This is a genomic window from Acidovorax sp. 107 (genome assembly GCF_003058055.1).
Lineage (GTDB): Bacteria > Pseudomonadota > Gammaproteobacteria > Burkholderiales > Burkholderiaceae_C > Acidovorax.
Window position 1 is genome coordinate 4,895,430 of the sequence record NZ_QBTZ01000001.1, and the last position, 19,571, is coordinate 4,915,000.

The following is a 19,571-nucleotide window of genomic DNA, read 5'->3' on the forward strand; positions in this document are numbered from 1 at the left end:
GAATTGCTTATGTTCGTATCGCGTGGTCTTGTGGTGGGTTTTACCGTGGCAATGGCGGGGCTGGTGCTCTCCGGCTGTGGCACCCGCATGAACAAGGCTCCTGTGGAAGATCGGGGCACCTCTTCGTCGTCCTCGGCTCCGGCGCCCGCAACACAGCCGGGCGTGGTGGTGGGTACCCCCATCAAGCCCCTGCCTGGCGCAGAAAACGCCGGCAAGCCGGGCTACTACACGGTCAAGCCTGGGGATACCCTGATTCGCATTGGCCTGGAGTCGGGGCAAAGCTGGAAAGACATCGCCCGTTGGAACAATCTGGAGAACGCCAACCTGATCGAAGTCGGTCAGGTGCTGCGCGTGCTTCCTCCGTCAGCAGCACCGGCAGCGGTGGCCTCTGAAAGTGGCGTGGTGACGCGCCCGGTCACGTCGTCCTCCGTTGCTCCTGCCAGTGCACCTGCTGCCGCTCCTGCATCTGCGGCCAGCGGCGCCAAGCCAGCAGCTCCTGCCGCGTCGGGCACGGTGGTGGCGGTGGCCCCAGCATCCCCTGCGCCTGCGGCAGCCCCAGCGGGCGAGGATGATCTGGCGTTCATCTGGCCCGCGTCGGGTTCGCTGATCGCGGGTTTTGATGAAGCGCGCAACAAGGGTTTTGATATCTCCGGCAAGGCCGGCGACCCGGTGCTGGCAGCAGCCGATGGCCGCGTGGTGTATGCCGGAGCAGGCCTGCGCGGCTATGGCAACCTGGTCATCCTCAAGCACAACAACACATTCCTGACGGCTTACGCGCACAACCAGTCGTTGTTGGTCAAGGAAGACCAGGCCGTGCGCAAGGGGCAGAAGATTGCCGAGATGGGCAACACCGACGCAGACCGCGTCAAGCTGCACTTTGAAATTCGCCGGCAGGGCAAGCCGGTTGATCCTACGCGCTACCTGCCATCGCGTTGAGTCCCATGGCGGATCACTCGCCGGGCGGTGGTCCCGATATACCCTTGAGTGGTGCGGGGTTGGAGGGGGAGTCCCTCCTGCTGGCTGAGGAGTCGGAGGCGCTGGCGGAGGCAGAGAGCGAACTGCGTTCGCTGCAGATAAGCCCAGCCCAGCACGCCGAGCGGCTGGACCGCGCGCTGGTGGATCTGGTTCCGGAGTTCTCGCGCAGCTATCTGCAGCAACTGTTGGCCCAGGGGCTGGTCAGCCTGAATGGCAGGCCGGCTCTCAAGGCAGCCGCGCGGGTCAAGGCCGGCGACCAAGTGGTGCTTGAAATGCGGCCCACGCTCCAAAGCCAGGCCTTCCGGCCCGAGCCGATGGCTATCGATGTGGTGTACGAAGACGAGCACTTGCTGGTGGTGAACAAGCCCGCAGGCTTGGTCGTACATCCTGCGCCAGGCAACTGGGGCGGCACCCTGCTCAACGGCCTGCTGGCCCGCGACAACAAGGCACTTCTGGTGCCTCGGGCGGGCATCGTCCACCGTCTGGACAAGGACACCAGTGGCCTCATGGTGGTCGCCCGGGACCGTGCGGCCATGGACGCTTTGGTGTCCCTGATTGCCGAGCGCAAGGTCAAACGCCAGTACGTGGCCATGGCGCATGGTGCCTGGGCCGGGGCACCGACCCGCTCGGTGGATGCTCCCATCGGGCGTGACCCACGAAACCGCCTGCGCATGGCGGTGGTGGACCTGGCGGTGCACCCGGGCAAAACCGCCCGCACCGATTTCGTTTGTCTTGAGCGGGCCGAGCAGGGGTGCTGGGTGCAATGCACCTTGCACACGGGGCGCACACACCAGATCCGTGTGCACATGGCCTCGTTGCGCCACCCGCTGGTGGGTGATGCCCTGTACGGTGGTGCGCCAGTCGGGGCCTTGCAACGCCAAGCCCTGCATGCCTACCGGTTGGCTTTTGCGCATCCCGTGTCGGGTGTGGCCCTGGAGTTTCGCGCCCCTGTGCCAGCCGATATGCGCGAGGCACTGTCAGAATGGGGCCTGGGCTACAATGCGCCCTGACCGGTTTCGCCGGCCCTAGCCTGCTGCCGGAATCCCGCCAGGCTCTACCAACGCTCCAGCGCCATTGCGCGGCGCCCCAATGATTGCCCCTGCTGTTGATGTGACACCCGTTGCAACGCGTGGCACTTTTCCAGGAATCGCTGAACCATGAACACGGTGGATGCCAAAAGGGTCCTCGAAACTGCGTTGATCTGCGCGCAGCAGCCCGTGCCTGTGCGCGAGTTGCGTGTGTTATTCAACGATGCGCTGGGGTCCGACACGCTCAAAGTGCTGCTGCAGGAGCTGCAGCTTGACTGGGCACAGCGCGGGGTAGAGCTGGTGCAGGTGGCGACCGGGTGGCGGTTCCAGAGTCGTCCCGAAATGCGGGAGTACCTGGACCGTCTGCACCCTGAAAAGCCGCCACGATACACCCGTGCCACGATGGAGACCTTGGCCATCATTGCCTACCGGCAACCCGTCACGCGCGGCGATATCGAGGACATTCGCGGCGTGACGGTCAACAGCTTGATCATCAAGCAGTTGGAGGACCGGGGTTGGGTGGAAGTCATTGGCCATCGTGAAACGGTGGGGCGCCCGGCGCTGTTTGCTACCACCCGCCAGTTTCTGGATGATATGGGCTTGCAGTCGCTGGACCAACTGCCGGTGCTCGACGACCCAACGGGCAGCGTGAATGTGCTGGAAGCCATGGCCGCAGCCGCTCAAGGAGCCTTGGAGTCCGAGCCCGATCTGCTGGCGGTGTTGCCGCAGGAAGCCAGCAGCGCGCAGGAGCCTCTGGGGGCTATCTCTGGTGAGGGCAGTGTGCAGCCCGTAGATGATTTTTTTGAGAATGTGGAGACTGATCTCCGCGTCGACCATGGTGATGCCCCAGGTGGCATCCAGGGAAATACTTGATGAACGACTCGACCCCCGAAAATCCGGCTGAACTGCCTGGGTTGAATGCTGCTGACGCGGTGCCTGCGGCCAAAAAACCGGCAGCGAAGCGCGCCCCGCGCAAGAAAGCGGCCCCAGGCGCCGTTGAGGCGGCCGGGCTCGAAGCCGCGGCTGTGGAACCTGTTGCCATTTCAGGCCCTGCGTCTGACGCGCCCGTGGCCGAAGCGCCAGCGCAGGAGGTGCGGGCAGCGGTCGTGGAAATTGGGTCGACTGCTCTGGTCTCTGCGGCAGAAGGCGAAGGCGGCCCCTTGTCGCAAGAGCGCAGCCTCCGCGACGAAGTTCGCCGACGTTCTCCACACCCTGAGGGGGCTGGGCGTGACAAGCGCAAAGCTGCGGCCGTGGTAGAGGGCTACCAGTTCGAAGACGTGGTGTCGGGTCGATTCGACGAAGAGGACGCCTCTACAGACGCGGTGCCGCCCAAGCGGGTGCTGCTGCCACAGGTCGAGACTCCTAAATTGCACAAAGTGCTGGCCCAGGCCGGCCTGGGGTCGCGTCTGGAAATGGAGCAGTTGATTCTGGAGGGGCGCATCTCGGTCAATAACGAGCCCGCTCACATCGGCCAGCGTATTCAATTTGGCGATCAGGTCAAGGTCAATGGCAAGCCGATCCGCTACCGCATTGATCCACCCCCAGCGCGCGTGATTGCCTATCACAAGCCCGTCGGTGAGGTCGTTACCCATGACGATCCGCAAAACCGCCCCACCGTCTTTCGCAAGCTGCCCCGGCTTATGCAGGGCAAGTGGCAGTCCGTAGGACGCCTGGATCTGAACACTGAAGGTCTGCTGTTGTTCACCAGCTCGGGCGAGTTGGCCAACAAACTGATGCATCCCCGCTTCGGCTTGGAGCGCGAGTATGCCGTGCGCGTGCTGGGCGCTCTCAGCAACGAGGAAAAGCAAAAGCTGCTGGACGGTGTGCGCCTGGATGACGGTATGGCATCGTTCGGCTCCATCGAAGATGGCGGTGGAGAGGGTTCCAACTGCTGGTACCGGGTGACCATCTCCGAAGGGCGCAATCGCGAAGTGCGCCGCATGCTCGAATCCGTGGGCCATGCCGTCAGCCGCCTGATCCGCATCCGTTACGGCGCGATGGTATTGCCGCGTGGTCTGAAGCGCGGAGCCTGGCTGGAGCTGGACGAGAGCGATATCCGTGCCCTGGTTCAGGCTGCAGGCGCCGGGCGCCCGGCGCCCGTTGAGGGACGCTCCGAAGGGGGCGACGCTGGCGGGCGTAGCGGCAAGCCTCGCAACCGTGGTCGTGGTGGCCCACGGGGTGATGGCGCGCGCCGCGATATGTCGCAACCGCCGGTCCCAGGCGGACCCCGTGGGCAGAAGCCGCGCCGCGATGGAGGCCAGAGCGCTGCCCGTGGCAACAACAGCGCTGCTGGTGGTGATCGCCAGCGGGGAGGTGCGGCGCAGCCCGATCCGATGAAAACTTCCGTGGGTTACATCGGCATGGACAGTCTCTCTCGCCACCGTCAGGACAAACGCCGCCCCGGTGGCGGTGGTCCCCGGCGTGGAGGTGGTGGGCGCTGAGCGCTACTTCCGTCACACTCCCCGGTTAGAATCGAGGGCTTTGTCCGATGGACAAACGAATCACAGCAACAACCATTCAGGAAATCAACATGGCAATCGAACGCACTCTCTCCATCATCAAGCCCGACGCAGTGGCCAAGAACGTCATCGGTCAGATCTACGCACGCTTTGAAGCCGCTGGCCTCAAGGTTGTGGCAGCCCGCATGGCTCACCTGTCCCGCCTGGAAGCCGAACAGTTCTACGCAGTGCACAAAGAGCGTCCTTTCTTCAAGGACCTGGTGGACTTCATGATTTCCGGTCCTGTGATGATTCAGGCCCTGGAAGGCGAAAACGCCATCCTGAAGAACCGCGAACTCATGGGTGCTACGGACCCCAAGAAGGCCGAAGCCGGCACGATCCGCGCTGACTTCGCTGACAGCATCGACGCCAACGCTGTGCATGGCTCCGACGCCGCTGAAACAGCCCAGGCAGAAGTGGCTTTCTTCTTCCCTGGCCTGAACATCTACTCGCGCTGAGATGCTGATGCTCCCCATGCCTGTTCCCGTCATTGCGGGGAGTCTGCGTCATGGGGCTAGTTGTGCCCGCTCCATGGAGAGCTCGGCACCATGAGCACGAACCTGCTGGAGTTTGACCTCGACGGCTTGGCTGAGTTCTGTGAGCGGCTGGGGGAGAAGCGGTTTCGCGCTACCCAGTTGTTTCGCTGGATCCACCAGCGCGGTGCCAGTGAGTTTGATGCCATGAGCGATCTGGCCAAAGCCTTGCGCGACAAACTCAAGGGGTGCGCGCGGGTGGAGGCTTTGCCCGTCATCTCCGAGCATGTCTCTGCAGACGGCACGGTGAAGTGGCTGTTTGATGTGGGTGATGGCAATGCCGTGGAGGCAGTGTTCATCCCTGAGGATGACCGCGGAACCCTCTGTGTGTCATCGCAGGCGGGCTGTGCGGTAGGCTGCCGTTTTTGTTCCACAGGCCATCAGGGCTTCAGCCGCAATCTGACCACGGGCGAAATTGTTGCCCAACTGTGGTTTGCCGAGCATTCCCTGCGTAAACGCCTGCAGACAGAAGACCGCGTGATCTCGAACGTGGTCATGATGGGCATGGGTGAGCCGCTGCAGAATTATTCGGCACTGGTGCCTGCGTTGCGGGTCATGCTGGACGATCACGGTTATGGCCTGTCGCGGCGCCGTGTGACGGTATCGACCTCGGGTGTGGTGCCCATGATGGACCGTCTTTCGCAAGACTGCGCCGTGGCATTGGCTGTCTCTCTGCATGCGCCTAATGACCCCTTGCGGGACAACCTGGTGCCGTTGAATCGCAAGTACCCGATTCATGAGTTGCTGGATGCTTGCAACCGCTACCTGGAGCACGCGCCCCGAGATTTCATCACTTTCGAATATTGCATGCTCGACGGTGTCAATGACCAAATGGATCATGCCCGTCAGTTGATCGATTTGGTGAAGCGCAGTGGCATTCGCTGCAAATTCAACCTGATTCCTTTTAATCCTTTTCCTGCGTCGGGGCTGTTGCGGTCGCCGCAGAATCAGGTGCTGGCTTTTGCCAAGGTCTTGAGCGATGCGGGCATCGTTACCACGGTGCGCAAGACGCGCGGTGATGACATCGATGCCGCATGTGGTCAGTTGGCGGGAGACGTCAAAGACCGCACCAGGGCTGCTGAGCGCATGGCAAAGCAGCGCACAATCGTGCTCAAACCGGTGACTTGATCAGGCAGTCGGCAAACTTCAAGGAGGCTCTACATGGCGGGATTGGTTGGACGCTGGCAGCATTTTGGCCGCTGGACACTCGCGGCATGCAGTGCGGTGGTTTGCGTATGGGGGCTTCAGGGGTGTGCGACAAACACCTCGTCTGCCGTCAGTGACGCCGATGCAGGTCTGGTGACGCCGTCCGATGAGCCCGAGTCGCGGCGCCGCGCACGCATTCGGCTGGAACTGGCCTCCAACTATTTCGAATTGGGACAGACGGCGGTTGCTCTGGACGAGGTCAAGCAGTCGCTGGCTGCGGACCCTTCCTATGCCGACGCGTTCAATCTGCGTGGCCTGATTTTCATGCGCCTGAGTGACTATGCGCAGGCGGAAGACAGTTTCCGCCGCGCCCTTTCGTTGCGGGCGAACGACTCCAACGTACTGCACAACTACGGCTGGCTGATGTGCCAGCAGCAAAAGTACGTGGAGGCCGACCCGTATTTTGTGCGTGCCATTGCCAATCCCGCGTATACCGCCCGAGGCAAAACATGGATGGCCCGGGGCCTGTGCCAGTCGGGGGCCGGACAGTTCCCTGAAGCGGAGCAGTCGTTCCTGAAGGCCTATGAATTTGATGCTGCGAATCCGGTAGTGGGTTACCACCTCGCAGCTCTTCTGTTGCGGCGCAACGAGTTGTCGCGCGCGCAGTTTTACATTCGACGACTCAACAACAGTGATTTCGCCAATTCCGAATCGCTGTGGCTGGGCATCAAGGTGGAGCGCGCTTTGGGCGACACCGTGGCAATGAGACAACTGGCTGCCCAGTTGCGCAAGCGCTTCCCGGACTCCCGGGAGCTGGGTGCATACGAACGCGGGGCTTTCAATGAGTGAGGTGGCAGAGAGTGGAATGACAGCGGGCGGGTTGCTCAAAGAGGCTCGGCAGGCGGCAGGCATGCACATCGCGGCTCTGGCTGTTGCACTGAAAGTACCCGTCAGCAAATTGGAGGCCCTGGAGGCGGACAACTACACGGTGCTGCCAGACACCGTATTTGTCCGAGCGCTCGCGTCGAGCGTGTGCCGAACCCTCAAGGTGGACCCTGCGCCTATTTTGTCTTTGTTGCCGCAAAGCCAGAGCCCTCGCTTGTCCGTGGACAGTGCTGGTATCAACGCGCCTGTGAAGGGGAGTGCGGGCAAATCGTCTGCTTCTTCATCGTCTTCGTTCGGTGGGGCAGGGTCTACCTCGCGTCCTGTGGTGCTGGTGGTTCTAGCACTGTTGGTCGGTGCCCTGGTTTTGTTCCTTTTTCCACGGCATTCCACGCCGGTGGATGTCGCTATTTCGACGCCCGGTGCCGTGCCTGACGCCTTGCCTTCTGGTCCTGCCGAGCCAACACCCGCGATGGAGCCCTCGGCTCCACAGAGCCCTGCTGAGGCGGTGGCTGCTGTTCCGTCCGCTGCGGTCGCGGCGGCTCCGGCGCCTGCTGCTGCAGCGTCCAATCCTGCGCCTGCTGCCGCTGCAAGCAACGCAACGCCTGGCATGGCAGTTCCGGCGGATGTGGGCGCTGAGGCTTCGACCGGCGCGTTGGTGTTGCGCGCACGCGCTTCATCCTGGGTGCAGGTTCGAGACGCCAATGGCGCACTGGCATTGCAACGCAACCTGGCGGCGGGAGAGTCGGTGTCGGTGTCGGCGCCCACTCCACTCGCGGTGATAGTCGGTCGCGCGGATGCTACCGAGGTGATTGTTCGTGGAAAGCCGTTTGATCTGACGGCGGTCGCTCGTGAAAACGTGGCGCGTTTCGAGGTGAAATAGTGGAAAACTCCCCGCTTGATTTTGGACCAGTGGCGATTGCATCGCCGTTGCCTCGGCGTTCGCGTCAGGCAAAGATCGCCTGGGGGTCGCGTGTTGTGACCGTAGGCGGTGACGCCCCTGTGCGGGTGCAGTCCATGACCAATACCGACACAGTCGACGCCATCGGGACGGCGATCCAGGTGAAGGAGCTTGCCCAGGCGGGTTCGGAGTTTGTCCGCATCACGGTCAATACCCCCGAGGCGGCGGCGGCGGTACCTTACATCCGCGAACAGCTGGACCGCATGGGTGAAAGTGTTCCGTTGGTTGGTGATTTTCATTACAACGGACACCGCCTGCTCACCGAGTTTCCCGACTGTGCCCAGGCCTTGTCCAAGTACCGAATCAACCCTGGCAATGTGGGCAAGGGCGACAAGCGCGACAAGCAGTTCGGCCAGATGATCGAGGCTGCCATGCGCTGGAACAAGGCCGTGCGCATCGGCGTCAACTGGGGCAGCCTCGACCAGGAACTCCTGGCTGAGCTGATGGATGCCAATAGCCGCCGCAGCACTCCCTGGGAGGCGCGTCAGGTCATGTACGAGGCCCTCATCACGTCGGCCATTGAGTCTGCGCGCCGTGCAGAAGCCATGGGCTTGGATGGCAACCAGATCATCCTGTCCTGCAAGGTCAGTGGAGTGCAGGATTTGATCTCCGTGTACCGCGAACTGGCACGCCGCTGTGACTACGCTTTGCACCTGGGGTTGACGGAGGCAGGCATGGGTACGAAGGGAACGGTCGCCTCGGCAGCCGCCTTGTCCGTGCTGCTCCAAGAGGGTATTGGCGACACGATTCGTGTGTCGCTGACGCCCCAGCCTGGCGAGGCTCGCACCCAGGAGGTGGTCGTGGCATCCGAAATTTTGCAGGCGTTGGGCATGCGGGTTTTTGTGCCCAGCGTCACCGCGTGCCCTGGGTGCGGCCGCACGACCAGCACCACCTTTCAAGACTTGGCCAAGCAGATCGATGATTTCTTGCGCGCGCAAATGCCGGTATGGCGTGTGCGTTATCCGGGCGTTGAGACGTTGCGGGTCGCAGTCATGGGCTGCATCGTCAATGGCCCCGGTGAAAGCAAGCATGCGGACATTGGAATCAGCCTGCCGGGTACGGGTGAGGCCCCCGCTGCCCCGGTCTTCATCGACGGGGAAAAAGCAATGACCCTCCGTGGTGATGACATCGCCAATGAATTCCATCGCATCGTCGAGCAGTACATCGAAAAGCGTTTTGGCGCCAAGGTACCTGCTTGACCGATAGCGCTGCCGTGGCCTGCCTTGAGGTGAAATTCAGGAAGGTGGTCGGTGCAGCTTTTGTCAATTTTTGCCAGACATAGAAAAGAAGCGCTGTGAGCAACGAAAAAAGCACTGCCTCGTCCAAGCCAGAAAAACTGGTCGCGGTGAAGGGCATGAACGACATCCTGCCTCCGGAATCTGCCCGCTGGGAGTGGCTGGAGGCCAAGGTTCGCGATCTGATGTCGCGTTACGCCTACCGCAATATCCGTACTCCTATTGTGGAGCCCACGCCGTTGTTTGTGCGTGGGTTGGGTGAGGTCACCGATATTGTCGAAAAGGAGATGTACTCTTTCGAGGATCGCTTGAATGGTGAACAGCTGACGCTTCGCCCCGAGGCGACAGCGGGCGTTGTGCGCGCGGTGGCTGAGCACTCGATGCTGTACGAAGGTGGAAAGCGGCTCTACTACATGGGCCCCATGTTCCGCCACGAGCGCCCCCAGCGCGGGCGCTATCGCCAGTTTCACCAGATTGGCGCGGAGGCCCTGGGTTTTCCGGGCGCTGAGGTAGATGCCGAGCTGATCCTTCTGGCCGCCGCTCTTTGGCGTGATCTGGGTCTGCAAAACGTGCGCCTCGAACTCAACAGTTTGGGTCAGCCAGACGAGCGCCAGGCGCACCGGGCTGCGCTGATAGCGTATTTGGAACAGCACGCAGACGCTCTTGATGAGGAGGCACGTCGGCGTCTCCATAGCAACCCTTTGCGTATCCTCGACACCAAGAATCCGGCCATGCAGTCGGTGGTTGAGGCTGCGCCTCGGTTGATCGACTTTCTGGGGCCGCAGTCTCTGGCCCACTTCGAAGCGGTCAAGGCCATTCTGGATGCGAACGGAGTAGCGTGGACCGTGAATCCCCGTTTGGTCCGCGGTATGGACTACTACAACCTCACTGTCTTCGAGTTTGTGACGGATCAACTGGGCTCGCAAGGCACCATCTGCGGTGGTGGCCGCTACGACTACCTGATTGAACAGATCGGCGGAAAGGCTGCACCAGCGGTGGGTTGGGCATTGGGGGTGGAGCGCGTATTGGAGTTGCTCAAGGAGCAGCAAAGCGCGCCTCCCTCGTTGGCTCCTGACGTCTATGCCATTGTTCCCTCCGCTGCGGTTTTACCTCGGGCCGTGGCCACCATCGAGCAATTGCGCCAGCACGGTGTTTGCGTCCAGATGCATGCGGCCCCCTCGCTGGAGGGTATGGGCAGCATGAAGTCGCAGTTCAAGAAGGCTGATGCCAGTGCTGCCCCGTACGCGCTGGTATTTGGCGATGATGAGCTGTCCCGTGGCATGGTGACAGTCAAAGCTTTGCGTGACGGAGCGGGGGCTCAAATCGAGCGTCCTCTGGACTCGGTCGCCCAATGGTCTGCCACCCTACAATCCACCCGCTAAACCAATCACATTCCATGGCAAATCATCTCGACCTTGAAGAACAAGAGCAGCTAGACCAGCTCAAGCATTTTTGGAACACCTGGGGAACACTGATCAGCTCGGTGGTCATCGTCGTGGCGGGTGCGGCCGCTGCATGGAACGGTTACCAGTACTGGCAAACCCGTCAGGCCACGCAGGCGGCTGCGTTGTTCGATGCGGTGGATGTGGCTGCGCGATCTGCAGACAACGCCCGCATGGAACAAGCTTTTGCCGATTTGAAATCCAAATATGCCGGGACCGTTCAAGCGGGGCAGGCGGGCTTGACCCTTGCCAAGGCCATGCAGGGTGCTGGCAATGTCAATGGCGCCAAAGAGGCGCTTACCTGGGTGGCCGAGCAATCATCAGACGAGGGCCTGAAGGCCTTGGCCAAGTTGCGATTGGCTGGCGTGCTGATGGATCAAAAGAATTACGACGAAGCGCTCAAGCAACTGTCTGGCAGCTTTGCGCCAGGGTTTTCCTCTGTTGTCGCTGATCGGAAAGGTGACGTCCTGGTGCTTCAGGAAAAGCGCCAAGACGCGATTGCCGAGTACACCAAGGCATATAAGGGTTTTGAAGACAGTGTCGAATATCGCCGTCTGGTGGAAATCAAGCTGAATGCGCTGGGTGTCTCACTGCAAGGGGTGGCCGCTGCCGCCACCGCAACATCCGCGGAGTCCAAATAAACATGACATTGCCTCTCAACACTCGGTCTGGACGCCAATTTCTCGCACGTGGTCTGGTGCTGGCGGTCGCGGCTGCCTCGCTGGCTGGTTGTTCATTGTGGAGTGCTGACAAGTCCAAGCCGGTACCCGCCGACCTCGGAGCCAATGTGGCTGTGCTGGGTGTGCGACAAGCCTGGACTGCGCGCGTCGGTAGTGTTGTGGGGCTGCCCCTGGAGGCGCACGTTGCAGGGAGCGTCGTGACCGTTGCCTCGGCCGATGGGACTGTGGCTGCCCTGGATGCGCGCACGGGCGGAGATATCTGGCGGGCATCTCTTGCCGAGCCTCTGTCGGCAGCTGTGGGCAGTGATGGGAAGTACGCTGCGGTGGTGTCGCGCAACAATGCTCTGATCTTGATTGATGGGGGCCGAGAGCGTTGGCGTGAGACACTTGCGGCCCCAGTGTTCACGCCACCCCTCGTTGCAGGGGGGCGTGTATTTGTATTGTCAGCGGACCGCTCGGTGTCTGCCTTTGACTCGTCAACAGGTCGTCGCCTCTGGGCACAGCAACGCCCCGGGGAGCCCTTGATATTGCGCCAGGCCGGTGTCTTGCTTGCAGTGGGCGATACCCTGGTGGTTGGTTTGTCGGGCCGTTTGGTCGGTTTGAATCCCGATAATGGCAGTGTGCGTTGGGAAGCTCCCATTGCCAGCGCGCGGGGCACGAATGACGTGGAGCGCCTCGTGGAGTTGGTGGGCCGCACCAGCCGTGCAGGAGAAACGGTGTGTGCGAGATCCTTTCAGGCCGCAGTCGGGTGTGTGAATACCGCCAGGGGGCAGACAGTTTGGACGCAACCCGCCAGCGGAGCGGATGGTGTTCACGGCGATGCAGAAGCTATTTTTGGTGCAGAGAGCAACGGAACTCTTGTCGCGTGGCGTCGTGCCGATGGCTCACGGCTGTGGAGCATCGACAGACTCAAGTACCGCAAACTCACGGCGCCCCTGCTTTTGGGGCGCTCGGTGGTGGTTGGTGACGATGCCGGCCTAGTGCATTTGCTGTCTCGTACCGATGGCTCACCCCTGAACCGCCTGGCGACAGATGGGTCTGCCATCGCAGCTGCTCCGGTGGTGGCCGCCGATACGCTGGTGGTTGTTACCCGCAATGGCGGCATTTACGGATTCCGTCCAGATTGATCGGTCTTATTCAATGAAGCCAGTAATCGCCCTCGTGGGGCGTCCGAATGTCGGCAAGTCCACGCTCTTCAATCGCCTGACCAAGTCGCGGGACGCCATCGTTGCCGATTTTGCAGGACTCACGCGTGACCGACATTACGGTAACGGCAAGCAAGGAAAGCACGAGTACATCGTCATCGATACGGGTGGCTTTGAGCCTGATGCCTCCAGTGGCATCTACCGTGAGATGGCCAAGCAAACCCAGCAGGCGGTTGCTGAGGCGGATGTGGTGATTTTTGTGGTGGATGCGCGTGCGGGAGTCTCTGCGCAAGACCATGACATCGCCAATTATTTGCGCCGTTTGGGAAAGCCCTGCGTGCTGGTCGCCAACAAGGCGGAGGGCATGCTCCAGGGCGTTCAGCTCGCTGAGTTTTATGAACTGGGGCTGGGTGAGGTTTATCCTGTTTCCGCAGCGCACGGTCAGGGTATTCGGAGCTTGGTAGATATTGCTCTGGAGCCGCTGAATTTGCCCGAGCCTGACGACTTGGACGCACAACTGGACAAGGGCGTCATCAAGCTTGCCGTGGCGGGGCGGCCCAACGTAGGCAAATCCACCCTGATCAACACGTGGCTTGGCGAGGAGCGGCTGGTGGCATTTGACATGCCTGGCACTACCCGTGATGCCATCACCGTGCCTTTTGAGCGCAATGGTCAGCGCTTTGAACTGGTGGACACGGCGGGTTTGCGTCGCAAGGGCAAGGTTTTCGAGGCCATTGAAAAATTTTCGGTGGTGAAAACGCTCCAGGCTATCGAATCTGCCAATGTGGTGCTGCTATTGCTCGATGCCACCCAGGGTGTGACGGACCAGGATGCGCATATCGCTGGCTATATCTTGGAGAGCGGGCGCGCGGTGGTTTTAGCGGTGAACAAGTGGGATGCCGTGGATGACTACCAGCGCCAGCTTCTGGAGCGTTCCATCGAGACACGGCTTGCATTTCTGAAGTTTGCCTCTTTGCATTTCATTTCCGCGAAAAAGCGCCAGGGGCTTGGTCCATTGTGGACATCCATCGCACAGGCCCACCGGGCGGCTACATGCAAGATGTCCACGCCCGTTCTCACGCGTCTGCTGCTGGAAGCTGTTCAGTTTCAAAGCCCCAAGAGGGCGGGTATGTTCCGCCCCAAAATGCGGTATGCGCACCAGGGTGGCATGAATCCGCCCGTGATCGTGATCCATGGCAATTCGCTGGAGCATGTGACCGATGCCTACAAGCGATTTCTGGAGGGGCGTTTCCGCAAGGAGTTCGATCTGGTGGGAACTCCTTTGCGCATAGAGATGAAGACCTCTCACAATCCGTTTGCGGACAAAGACGAAGCCTGATGATAAAGGCTGTTAAGCCAGGGGGGCATGCATGCTGAGGCTGGTGTGCAGCCTCGGCTGTGGTAAGGTGCTGGTTTACAACAACACTTGAACACGGAGAATATCGTGAGCAACAAAGGCCAGCTTTTGCAAGACCCCTTCCTCAACGCATTGCGTCGGGAGCATGTTCCAGTGTCCATTTATTTGGTCAACGGGATCAAGCTGCAGGGGCAAATCGAATCTTTCGACCAGTATGTGGTGTTGCTGCGCAATACAGTGACACAAATGGTCTACAAGCACGCGATTTCTACGATCGTGCCCGGTCGTGCAGTCAATTTCTCCACGTCAGAAACCCCCGATGCGGACAGCGGCAACCTTTGAGTTGTTGCCTGGGGGCGAATCTCGCTGTCGGAGCGAGGCGAAGAGGAAAGAGGGTGGGTGGCTTTGAGTTCGGCTGTGTCATCCTCGGCCACTAGCACCCCGGTACTGCTGGTAGGTGTCGATTTTGGTCTTCCTCATTTCGATGCAGAACTCGAAGAGCTGGGGCTACTTGCCCAGACGGCTGGTATGCAGCCCGTCGCCCGGATCACGTGCAAGCGCAAGGCGCCAGATGCGGCACTGTTCATTGGCAGCGGCAAGGCGGATGAGATTCGCACGTTGGCCCAGATGCATGGTGCGGTGGAGATATTGTTCGATCAATCGCTCAGTCCCGCTCAGCAGCGCAACCTGGAGCGCCACATTGAACTCCCGGTCAATGACCGTACCTTGCTGATTCTGGAAATCTTTGCGCAGCGTGCGCGCAGCCACGAAGGCAAGCTTCAAGTTGAACTTGCCAAGCTGCAGTATGTGAGTACCCGGCTGGTGCGACGTTGGTCTCACTTGGAACGCCAAACGGGCGGCATTGGTGCCCGTGGCGGTCCTGGCGAAAAGCAGATCGAACTGGATCGACGCATGATTGGCGACGCGATCAAGCGCACAAGAGAGCGCCTGGTCAAGGTCAAACGTCAGCGGTCCACCCAGCGGCGCCAGCGCAAGAGACGCGATACGTTCAATATTTCACTCGTTGGATACACCAACGCCGGTAAGTCAACGCTTTTCAATGCTTTGGTGAAAGCGCGGGCATATGCCGCTGATCAGCTCTTTGCGACGCTGGATACCACGACACGCCAGTTGTATTTGGCAGATGCGGCGCGGTCTGTATCTCTGTCCGATACGGTGGGTTTCATCCGTGATCTGCCACACGGACTGGTGGATGCGTTCCAGGCCACGCTGCAAGAGGCGGTGGATGCTGATCTCCTGCTCCACGTTGTGGATGCTTCCAACCCCGATTTCCCAGAGCAGATGGAGCAGGTGGAGCGGGTTTTGCAGGAGATTGGCGCATCGGACATTCCACAGATACTGGTGTTCAACAAGCTTGATGCGTTATCAGAAGAACGGCGCCCAGCCGTGCTCGTGGATCAATACGAAGTGGGAGGACAGCTACTCTCCCGCTTGTTTGTAAGTGCTCGTTCGGGTGAAGGTCTTGATGAGTTGCGTCGTGCTCTGGCTGCCAGGCTGCTGGCCGGGCATTCGGATATGACCCCAGCAGACGCCCTTGAATTGCCGGATGCGCTGCCTTGATTGGGCACAATGCAAGATCGAATGATGCCATCAGAGAACCAGAGATTTTCCGCATGAATTTTCATACTCGCACCCTACGCTGGGCTTCACTGCCAGACCGTATTCGGGGCATGTTCAATCTGAACGATCCACGCTGGGGTCGCGGGGATGATAAGGCTGAGGACGGTAGCGCGCGCCCCGAAGACCGACCCTCAACCCCCCCTGGAGGGCAGAGAGGTGGGGATCAGCGGCCCAGCAATGGCCAGCAGCCGCCTGACCTTGATGAGCTGTGGCGCGACCTCAATCGCAAGCTTGGGAGCATGTTTGGTATCAAGAATGGTTCTGGCCGTGGCCCTGGAGGAGGGGCAGGCGGCGGTTTTCAGCCAGATATGAAAAGCGCGGGTGTCGGTGTTGGCTTGATCGCTGGCATTGCATTCGTGATCTGGATGGGTACCGGATTCTTCATTGTGCAAGAAGGACAGCAGGCCGTCATAACGCAATTCGGTAAGTACAAAAGCACTGTGGGCGCGGGTTTCAACTGGCGCTTGCCCTACCCGATCGAGCGCCATGAGCTCGTTTTCGTGACTCAGATTCGTTCTGCCGATGTGGGGCGTGATACGGTCATCAAGAGTACGGGCTTGAGAGAGTCGGCCATGCTGACCGAAGATGAAAACATCGTAGAGATCAAGTTCGCCGTTCAGTATCGCTTGAGCGATGCCAGGGCATGGCTGTTTGAAAGCAAGAACCCCTCGGACGCGGTGGTGCAAGCTGCTGAAACCGCAGTGCGCGAGGTGGTTGGCAAGATGCGCATGGACACGGCGCTGGCGGAGGAGCGTGATCAGATAGCGCCCCGCGTTCGCGCACTCATGCAAACTATTTTGGACCGTTACAAGGTCGGCGTCGAAGTTGTCGGCATCAACTTGCAGCAGGGTGGCGTGCGCCCCCCGGAGCAGGTGCAGTCCTCCTTTGATGATGTGCTCAAGGCGGGGCAAGAGCGTGAGCGCGCGAAGAACGAAGCCCAGGCTTATGCGAACGACGTGATTCCGCGTGCTGTGGGCTCGGCCTCCCGTCTGAACGAAGAGGCGGCTGCGTACAAGGCAAAGATCGTTGCGCAGGCGCAGGGTGATGCGCAGCGTTTTGGATTCATTCTGGCGGAATATCAAAAGGCTCCGCAGGTGACCCGCGATCGCATGTATTTGGACACCATGCAGCAGATTTACGGCAGCGTGACCAAGGTGCTGGTGGAGTCGCGCCAAGGTTCCAATTTGCTGTACCTGCCGCTCGACAAAATCATGCAGGGCGTTGCGAGCGGTTCTGGAGCGCTGGATGCGCCTGCAACGAGCAGTCCGGCTTCAGCGACTCCTCCTGTGGCCCCTGCCCCCACATTTTCGAATGACCCTCGGGCGCGCGACACTGGTCGTACCCGTGAACGTGAATCCCGTTAGGAGCAGTTCGTGAACAGAGTCGGTTTTATTGCGTCCACCCTCTTGGTGGTGCTTGCGCTCATGAGCTCCATGCTTTTTGTCGTAGACCAGCGGCAGTTCGGAGTGCTGTATGCGCTGGGACAAATCAAAGAGGTCATCACTGAGCCTGGCCTCAATTTCAAGCTTCCTCCGCCATTCCAGAACGTCACCTACATCGACAAGCGTTTGTTGACCTTGGACAGCACGGATGCTGAGCCCATGTTGACTGCGGAAAAGCAGCGCGTCGTGATTGATTGGTATGTGCGCTGGCGTATTTCCGAACCCACCGAGTACATTCGTAACGTGGGGCTGGACGAGACGGCTGGAGCCATGCAGCTCAATCGGGTGGTTCGCAATGCTTTCCAGGAAGAAATCAATAAGCGCACGGTGAAAGAGCTGCTCTCTCTGAAGCGGGAGGCGCTGATGGCTGATGTCAAGCGCGAAGTATTGGAGACAGTTCGCGGTTCCAAGCCCTGGGGGGTTGACGTGGTGGATGTCCGCATTACCCGTGTGGACTATGTGGAAGCTATCACCGAGTCCGTGTACCGGCGCATGGAAGCCGAGCGCAAACGCGTGGCTAACGAATTGCGCTCCACCGGTGCGGCCGAAGGCGAAAAAATTCGTGCAGATGCGGATCGTCAGCGTGAGATCGCGATTGCCAACGCCTATCGGGACGCTCAGAAGCTCAAGGGCGAAGGTGATGCGGAAGCGGCTCGTATCTATGCTGAAGCCTTTGGCAAGGATCCGCAATTTGCTCAGTTCTATCGCAGCTTGGAAGCTTACAAAGCCAGCTTCAACAAGAAGAGCGATGTGATGGTGGTAGACCCCTCGTCTTCTGATTTCTTCAAGGTCTTTCGTGGCCCGGTTGCCGCGTCGGTACCTGCAACACCTCGCAAGTAGATAGTGCCGGAGGCGAGGGGGAATGATGTGGGACAGTCTCTGGACGGCTTTTGCCTTAGTGCTGGTGATTGAAGGTTTTCTGCCTTTCCTTTCCCCTCAAATCTGGAAACGCGTGATTGGGCAGATTGCGCAATTGCAGGATGGTCAGATACGCTTCTTCGCATTGCTAGCTCTTGTAACGGGCGTTCTGATGCTTTGCTTCTGACGGCTGTCACACGTCCCGACCAGGAGATTCCTTGGGGAGTCTCGCCCGGTCCCGGTAGAATCACGGTTTTAACAGCCTCCCCTTTTCTCCATGTCTGCTTGGGTCCTTCCGGATCACATTGCCGATGTCTTGCCGTCCGAAGCGCGGCACATCGAAGAATTGCGTCGCGGGCTGCTTGATACAGCCCGTTGTTACGGTTATGAGCTGGTGATGCCACCGCTGCTGGAGCATCTGGAATCTCTCCTCACCGGCACCGGTGAAGCGCTGGATCTGCAGACCTTCAAGCTGGTAGATCAGCTTTCCGGTCGATCCATGGGACTGCGGGCTGATACCACTCCGCAAGTCGCTCGCATTGATGCGCATCTGCTCAATCGCAAAGGTGTGACACGTCTTTGCTACTGTGGCCCGGTGTTGCACACACGCCCTGATCGCCCGCACGCTACCCGCGAGCCGCTTCAGTTTGGAGCTGAAATCTATGGGCATACTGGGGTAGAAGCTGATCTGGAAGCGTTGCAGTTAGCCAGGGAGTGTCTGCGGGTCGCCAATGTCCGCGACACCACCATTGATCTGGCGGACGTTCGCATCGTTCGCAATCTGCTCGCTGGCGTGAGTGTAAGTCCGCAACTGTTGCGCAGCATTCATTCCGCTTTGGCCGCCAAGGATTCGGGTGAGCTGTCTTCTCTGACGCAGGGTTTCCCTGAGGAGTCCCGACAGGGCCTTCTTGCCCTGGTGCAGTTGTATGGGGATTCTTCTGTTTTGGCAGAGGCAGAAAAGGCGCTCAAGCGCATATCAGGCATGCCTGAGGTGCTATCAAATTTGAAATGGTTGGCTTCGCGCCTCGAGGGGGCTTCTGTCACTTTCGATTTAGCCGATCTTCGTGGCTATGCCTACTACAGCGGCGCGCGTTTCGCGATCTACGCGACGGGTGCCAGCGATGCCCTGGTGCGTGGAGGACGGTACGACGAGGTGGGGGCGGTATTTGGTCGAAATCGCCCTGCAGCGGGATTCAGTTTGGATATTAAACAGGTGGTTGGCGTGGTGCCGCCACGTGCGCTGAAGGCGGCGATCCGTGCGCCTTGGGGTGAGGCTGCGGATGTGAATGCGGCGATCACGGAACTCCGGTCCGCCGGCGAGACGGTGGTGTGTGTGTTGCCTGGGCACGAGAGTGAGGTGGACGAGTTCCACTGTGATCGTGAACTGGTTCAGGTTGCGGGCCGTTGGGTCGTGCAGGCTGTTTGAGCAATTGTCATTTGAATTGGGTTTGAGATGAAAGCAACCAAAGGTCGCAACGTGGTGGTGGTCGGTACCCAGTGGGGCGACGAAGGCAAAGGCAAGTTGGTCGATTGGCTGACGGAAAGCGCTCAAGGTGTTGTGCGCTTTCAAGGGGGGCACAACGCTGGTCACACACTGGTGATCAATGGTGTGAAGACGGCACTGCATTTGATTCCGAGCGGCATCATGCGTCCGGGGGTCAAGTGCTACATCGGCAATGGCGTGGTTCTCTCTGCAGCCAAGTTGTTCGAAGAAATCGAGGGCTTGGAAAAAGCAGGCGTCGAGGTCC

20 protein-coding genes (1 of these 20 only partly in view) are annotated in these 19,571 nt (G+C 60.1%); all 20 read left to right on the top strand.

Features of this window, described 5'->3' with window-relative positions; all coding sequences use genetic code 11:
• Positions 1-9 precede the first annotated feature (9 nt).
• The gene (locus C8C99_RS22760) at positions 10-936 is read left to right on the top strand and encodes a peptidoglycan DD-metalloendopeptidase family protein (RefSeq protein ID WP_056639786.1); all 927 of its coding nucleotides are present in this window, start codon (positions 10-12) and stop codon (positions 934-936) included.
• A 5-nt stretch (positions 937-941) separates the two neighbouring features.
• The gene (locus C8C99_RS22765; protein ID WP_108626967.1) at positions 942-1,985 is read left to right on the top strand and encodes an RluA family pseudouridine synthase; all 1,044 of its coding nucleotides are present in this window, start codon (positions 942-944) and stop codon (positions 1,983-1,985) included.
• A 147-nt stretch (positions 1,986-2,132) separates the two neighbouring features.
• Positions 2,133-2,876, top strand: a complete 744-nt coding sequence (scpB, locus tag C8C99_RS22770; RefSeq protein ID WP_056639782.1) for an SMC-Scp complex subunit ScpB — start codon at positions 2,133-2,135, stop codon at positions 2,874-2,876.
• Entirely contained in the window at positions 2,876-4,444 is a 1,569-nt protein-coding gene (locus C8C99_RS22775; RefSeq protein WP_108626968.1) for a pseudouridine synthase, read from the top strand. Before scpB ends, C8C99_RS22775 begins: the two co-directional genes overlap by 1 nt.
• A gap of 89 nt (positions 4,445-4,533) precedes the next feature.
• Positions 4,534-4,959: a nucleoside-diphosphate kinase gene (gene ndk, locus C8C99_RS22780; RefSeq protein ID WP_008905954.1), complete on the top strand. Its 426-nt coding sequence runs from the start codon at positions 4,534-4,536 to the stop codon at positions 4,957-4,959.
• A 90-nt stretch (positions 4,960-5,049) separates the two neighbouring features.
• Positions 5,050-6,162: a 23S rRNA (adenine(2503)-C(2))-methyltransferase RlmN gene (rlmN, locus tag C8C99_RS22785; RefSeq protein WP_108626969.1), complete on the top strand. Its 1,113-nt coding sequence runs from the start codon at positions 5,050-5,052 to the stop codon at positions 6,160-6,162.
• A 33-nt stretch (positions 6,163-6,195) separates the two neighbouring features.
• Positions 6,196-7,029 carry a type IV pilus biogenesis/stability protein PilW gene (gene pilW, locus C8C99_RS22790; protein WP_108626970.1) on the top strand — a complete coding sequence of 278 codons (834 nt, stop codon included), beginning with the start codon at positions 6,196-6,198 and terminating at the stop codon, positions 7,027-7,029.
• Positions 7,030-7,045: 16 nt separating this feature from the next.
• Positions 7,046-7,945: a RodZ domain-containing protein gene (locus tag C8C99_RS22795; RefSeq protein ID WP_108626971.1), complete on the top strand. Its 900-nt coding sequence runs from the start codon at positions 7,046-7,048 to the stop codon at positions 7,943-7,945.
• Positions 7,945-9,222 (top strand): flavodoxin-dependent (E)-4-hydroxy-3-methylbut-2-enyl-diphosphate synthase, encoded by a 1,278-nt coding sequence (ispG, locus tag C8C99_RS22800; RefSeq protein WP_056639765.1) that lies wholly within the window; start codon positions 7,945-7,947, stop codon positions 9,220-9,222. The genes C8C99_RS22795 and ispG overlap by 1 nt, the downstream gene beginning before the upstream one ends.
• Before the next feature lie 155 nt (positions 9,223-9,377).
• Positions 9,378-10,640 carry a histidine--tRNA ligase gene (gene hisS, locus C8C99_RS22805; protein WP_233247410.1) on the top strand — a complete coding sequence of 421 codons (1,263 nt, stop codon included), beginning with the start codon at positions 9,378-9,380 and terminating at the stop codon, positions 10,638-10,640.
• A 14-nt stretch (positions 10,641-10,654) separates the two neighbouring features.
• Complete coding sequence (locus tag C8C99_RS22810) at positions 10,655-11,341, top strand: tetratricopeptide repeat protein (RefSeq protein ID WP_108626973.1); 687 nt, start codon at positions 10,655-10,657, stop codon at positions 11,339-11,341.
• A gap of 2 nt (positions 11,342-11,343) precedes the next feature.
• Entirely contained in the window at positions 11,344-12,507 is a 1,164-nt protein-coding gene (gene bamB, locus C8C99_RS22815; RefSeq protein ID WP_108626974.1) for an outer membrane protein assembly factor BamB, read from the top strand.
• 13 nt (positions 12,508-12,520) lie between these two features.
• Positions 12,521-13,864, top strand: a complete 1,344-nt coding sequence (gene der, locus C8C99_RS22820) for a ribosome biogenesis GTPase Der (RefSeq protein ID WP_108626975.1) — start codon at positions 12,521-12,523, stop codon at positions 13,862-13,864.
• A gap of 105 nt (positions 13,865-13,969) precedes the next feature.
• Entirely contained in the window at positions 13,970-14,224 is a 255-nt protein-coding gene (gene hfq, locus C8C99_RS22825; RefSeq protein ID WP_056639755.1) for an RNA chaperone Hfq, read from the top strand.
• Between the two features lie 63 nt (positions 14,225-14,287).
• On the top strand, positions 14,288-15,463 hold the full coding sequence (gene hflX, locus C8C99_RS22830; protein WP_108627284.1) for a GTPase HflX: 1,176 nt from the start codon (positions 14,288-14,290) through the stop codon (positions 15,461-15,463).
• 53 nt (positions 15,464-15,516) lie between these two features.
• On the top strand, positions 15,517-16,887 hold the full coding sequence (gene hflK, locus C8C99_RS22835) for an FtsH protease activity modulator HflK (protein WP_056639752.1): 1,371 nt from the start codon (positions 15,517-15,519) through the stop codon (positions 16,885-16,887).
• A gap of 9 nt (positions 16,888-16,896) precedes the next feature.
• Positions 16,897-17,805 (top strand): protease modulator HflC, encoded by a 909-nt coding sequence (gene hflC, locus C8C99_RS22840; RefSeq protein ID WP_056639749.1) that lies wholly within the window; start codon positions 16,897-16,899, stop codon positions 17,803-17,805.
• Positions 17,806-17,827: 22 nt separating this feature from the next.
• Positions 17,828-18,010 (top strand): DUF2065 family protein, encoded by a 183-nt coding sequence (locus C8C99_RS22845; RefSeq protein ID WP_056639746.1) that lies wholly within the window; start codon positions 17,828-17,830, stop codon positions 18,008-18,010.
• Between the two features lie 90 nt (positions 18,011-18,100).
• Entirely contained in the window at positions 18,101-19,249 is a 1,149-nt protein-coding gene (locus C8C99_RS22850; protein ID WP_056639743.1) for an ATP phosphoribosyltransferase regulatory subunit, read from the top strand.
• 27 nt (positions 19,250-19,276) lie between these two features.
• A protein-coding gene (locus C8C99_RS22855; RefSeq protein ID WP_056639740.1) for an adenylosuccinate synthase crosses the window boundary here: on the top strand, positions 19,277-19,571 show its 5' portion. It continues 1,082 nt past the right edge of the window; 295 of the gene's 1,377 nt are visible here — the first part of the coding sequence; the start codon lies at positions 19,277-19,279; the stop codon falls past the right edge of the window.

Bases quoted from the DNA above. Each gene is read 5' to 3' on its own strand.
- rlmN (WP_108626969.1), top strand. From the start codon at position 5,050: ATGAGCACGAACCTGCTGGAGTTTGACCTCGACGGCTTGGCTGAGTTC.
- C8C99_RS22765 (WP_108626967.1), top strand. From the start codon at position 942: ATGGCGGATCACTCGCCGGGCGGTGGTCCCGATATACCCTTGAGTGGT.
- C8C99_RS22795 (WP_108626971.1), top strand. From the start codon at position 7,046: ATGACAGCGGGCGGGTTGCTCAAAGAGGCTCGGCAGGCGGCAGGCATG.
- C8C99_RS22810 (WP_108626973.1), top strand. From the start codon at position 10,655: ATGGCAAATCATCTCGACCTTGAAGAACAAGAGCAGCTAGACCAGCTC.
- der (WP_108626975.1), top strand. From the start codon at position 12,521: ATGAAGCCAGTAATCGCCCTCGTGGGGCGTCCGAATGTCGGCAAGTCC.
- scpB (WP_056639782.1), top strand. From the start codon at position 2,133: ATGAACACGGTGGATGCCAAAAGGGTCCTCGAAACTGCGTTGATCTGC.
- hisS (WP_233247410.1), top strand. From the start codon at position 9,378: ATGAACGACATCCTGCCTCCGGAATCTGCCCGCTGGGAGTGGCTGGAG.
- hflK (WP_056639752.1), top strand. From the start codon at position 15,517: ATGAATTTTCATACTCGCACCCTACGCTGGGCTTCACTGCCAGACCGT.
- C8C99_RS22760 (WP_056639786.1), top strand. From the start codon at position 10: ATGTTCGTATCGCGTGGTCTTGTGGTGGGTTTTACCGTGGCAATGGCG.
- pilW (WP_108626970.1), top strand. From the start codon at position 6,196: ATGGCGGGATTGGTTGGACGCTGGCAGCATTTTGGCCGCTGGACACTC.
- bamB (WP_108626974.1), top strand. From the start codon at position 11,344: ATGACATTGCCTCTCAACACTCGGTCTGGACGCCAATTTCTCGCACGT.
- C8C99_RS22845 (WP_056639746.1), top strand. From the start codon at position 17,828: ATGATGTGGGACAGTCTCTGGACGGCTTTTGCCTTAGTGCTGGTGATT.
- C8C99_RS22850 (WP_056639743.1), top strand. From the start codon at position 18,101: ATGTCTGCTTGGGTCCTTCCGGATCACATTGCCGATGTCTTGCCGTCC.
- ndk (WP_008905954.1), top strand. From the start codon at position 4,534: ATGGCAATCGAACGCACTCTCTCCATCATCAAGCCCGACGCAGTGGCC.
- C8C99_RS22775 (WP_108626968.1), top strand. From the start codon at position 2,876: ATGAACGACTCGACCCCCGAAAATCCGGCTGAACTGCCTGGGTTGAAT.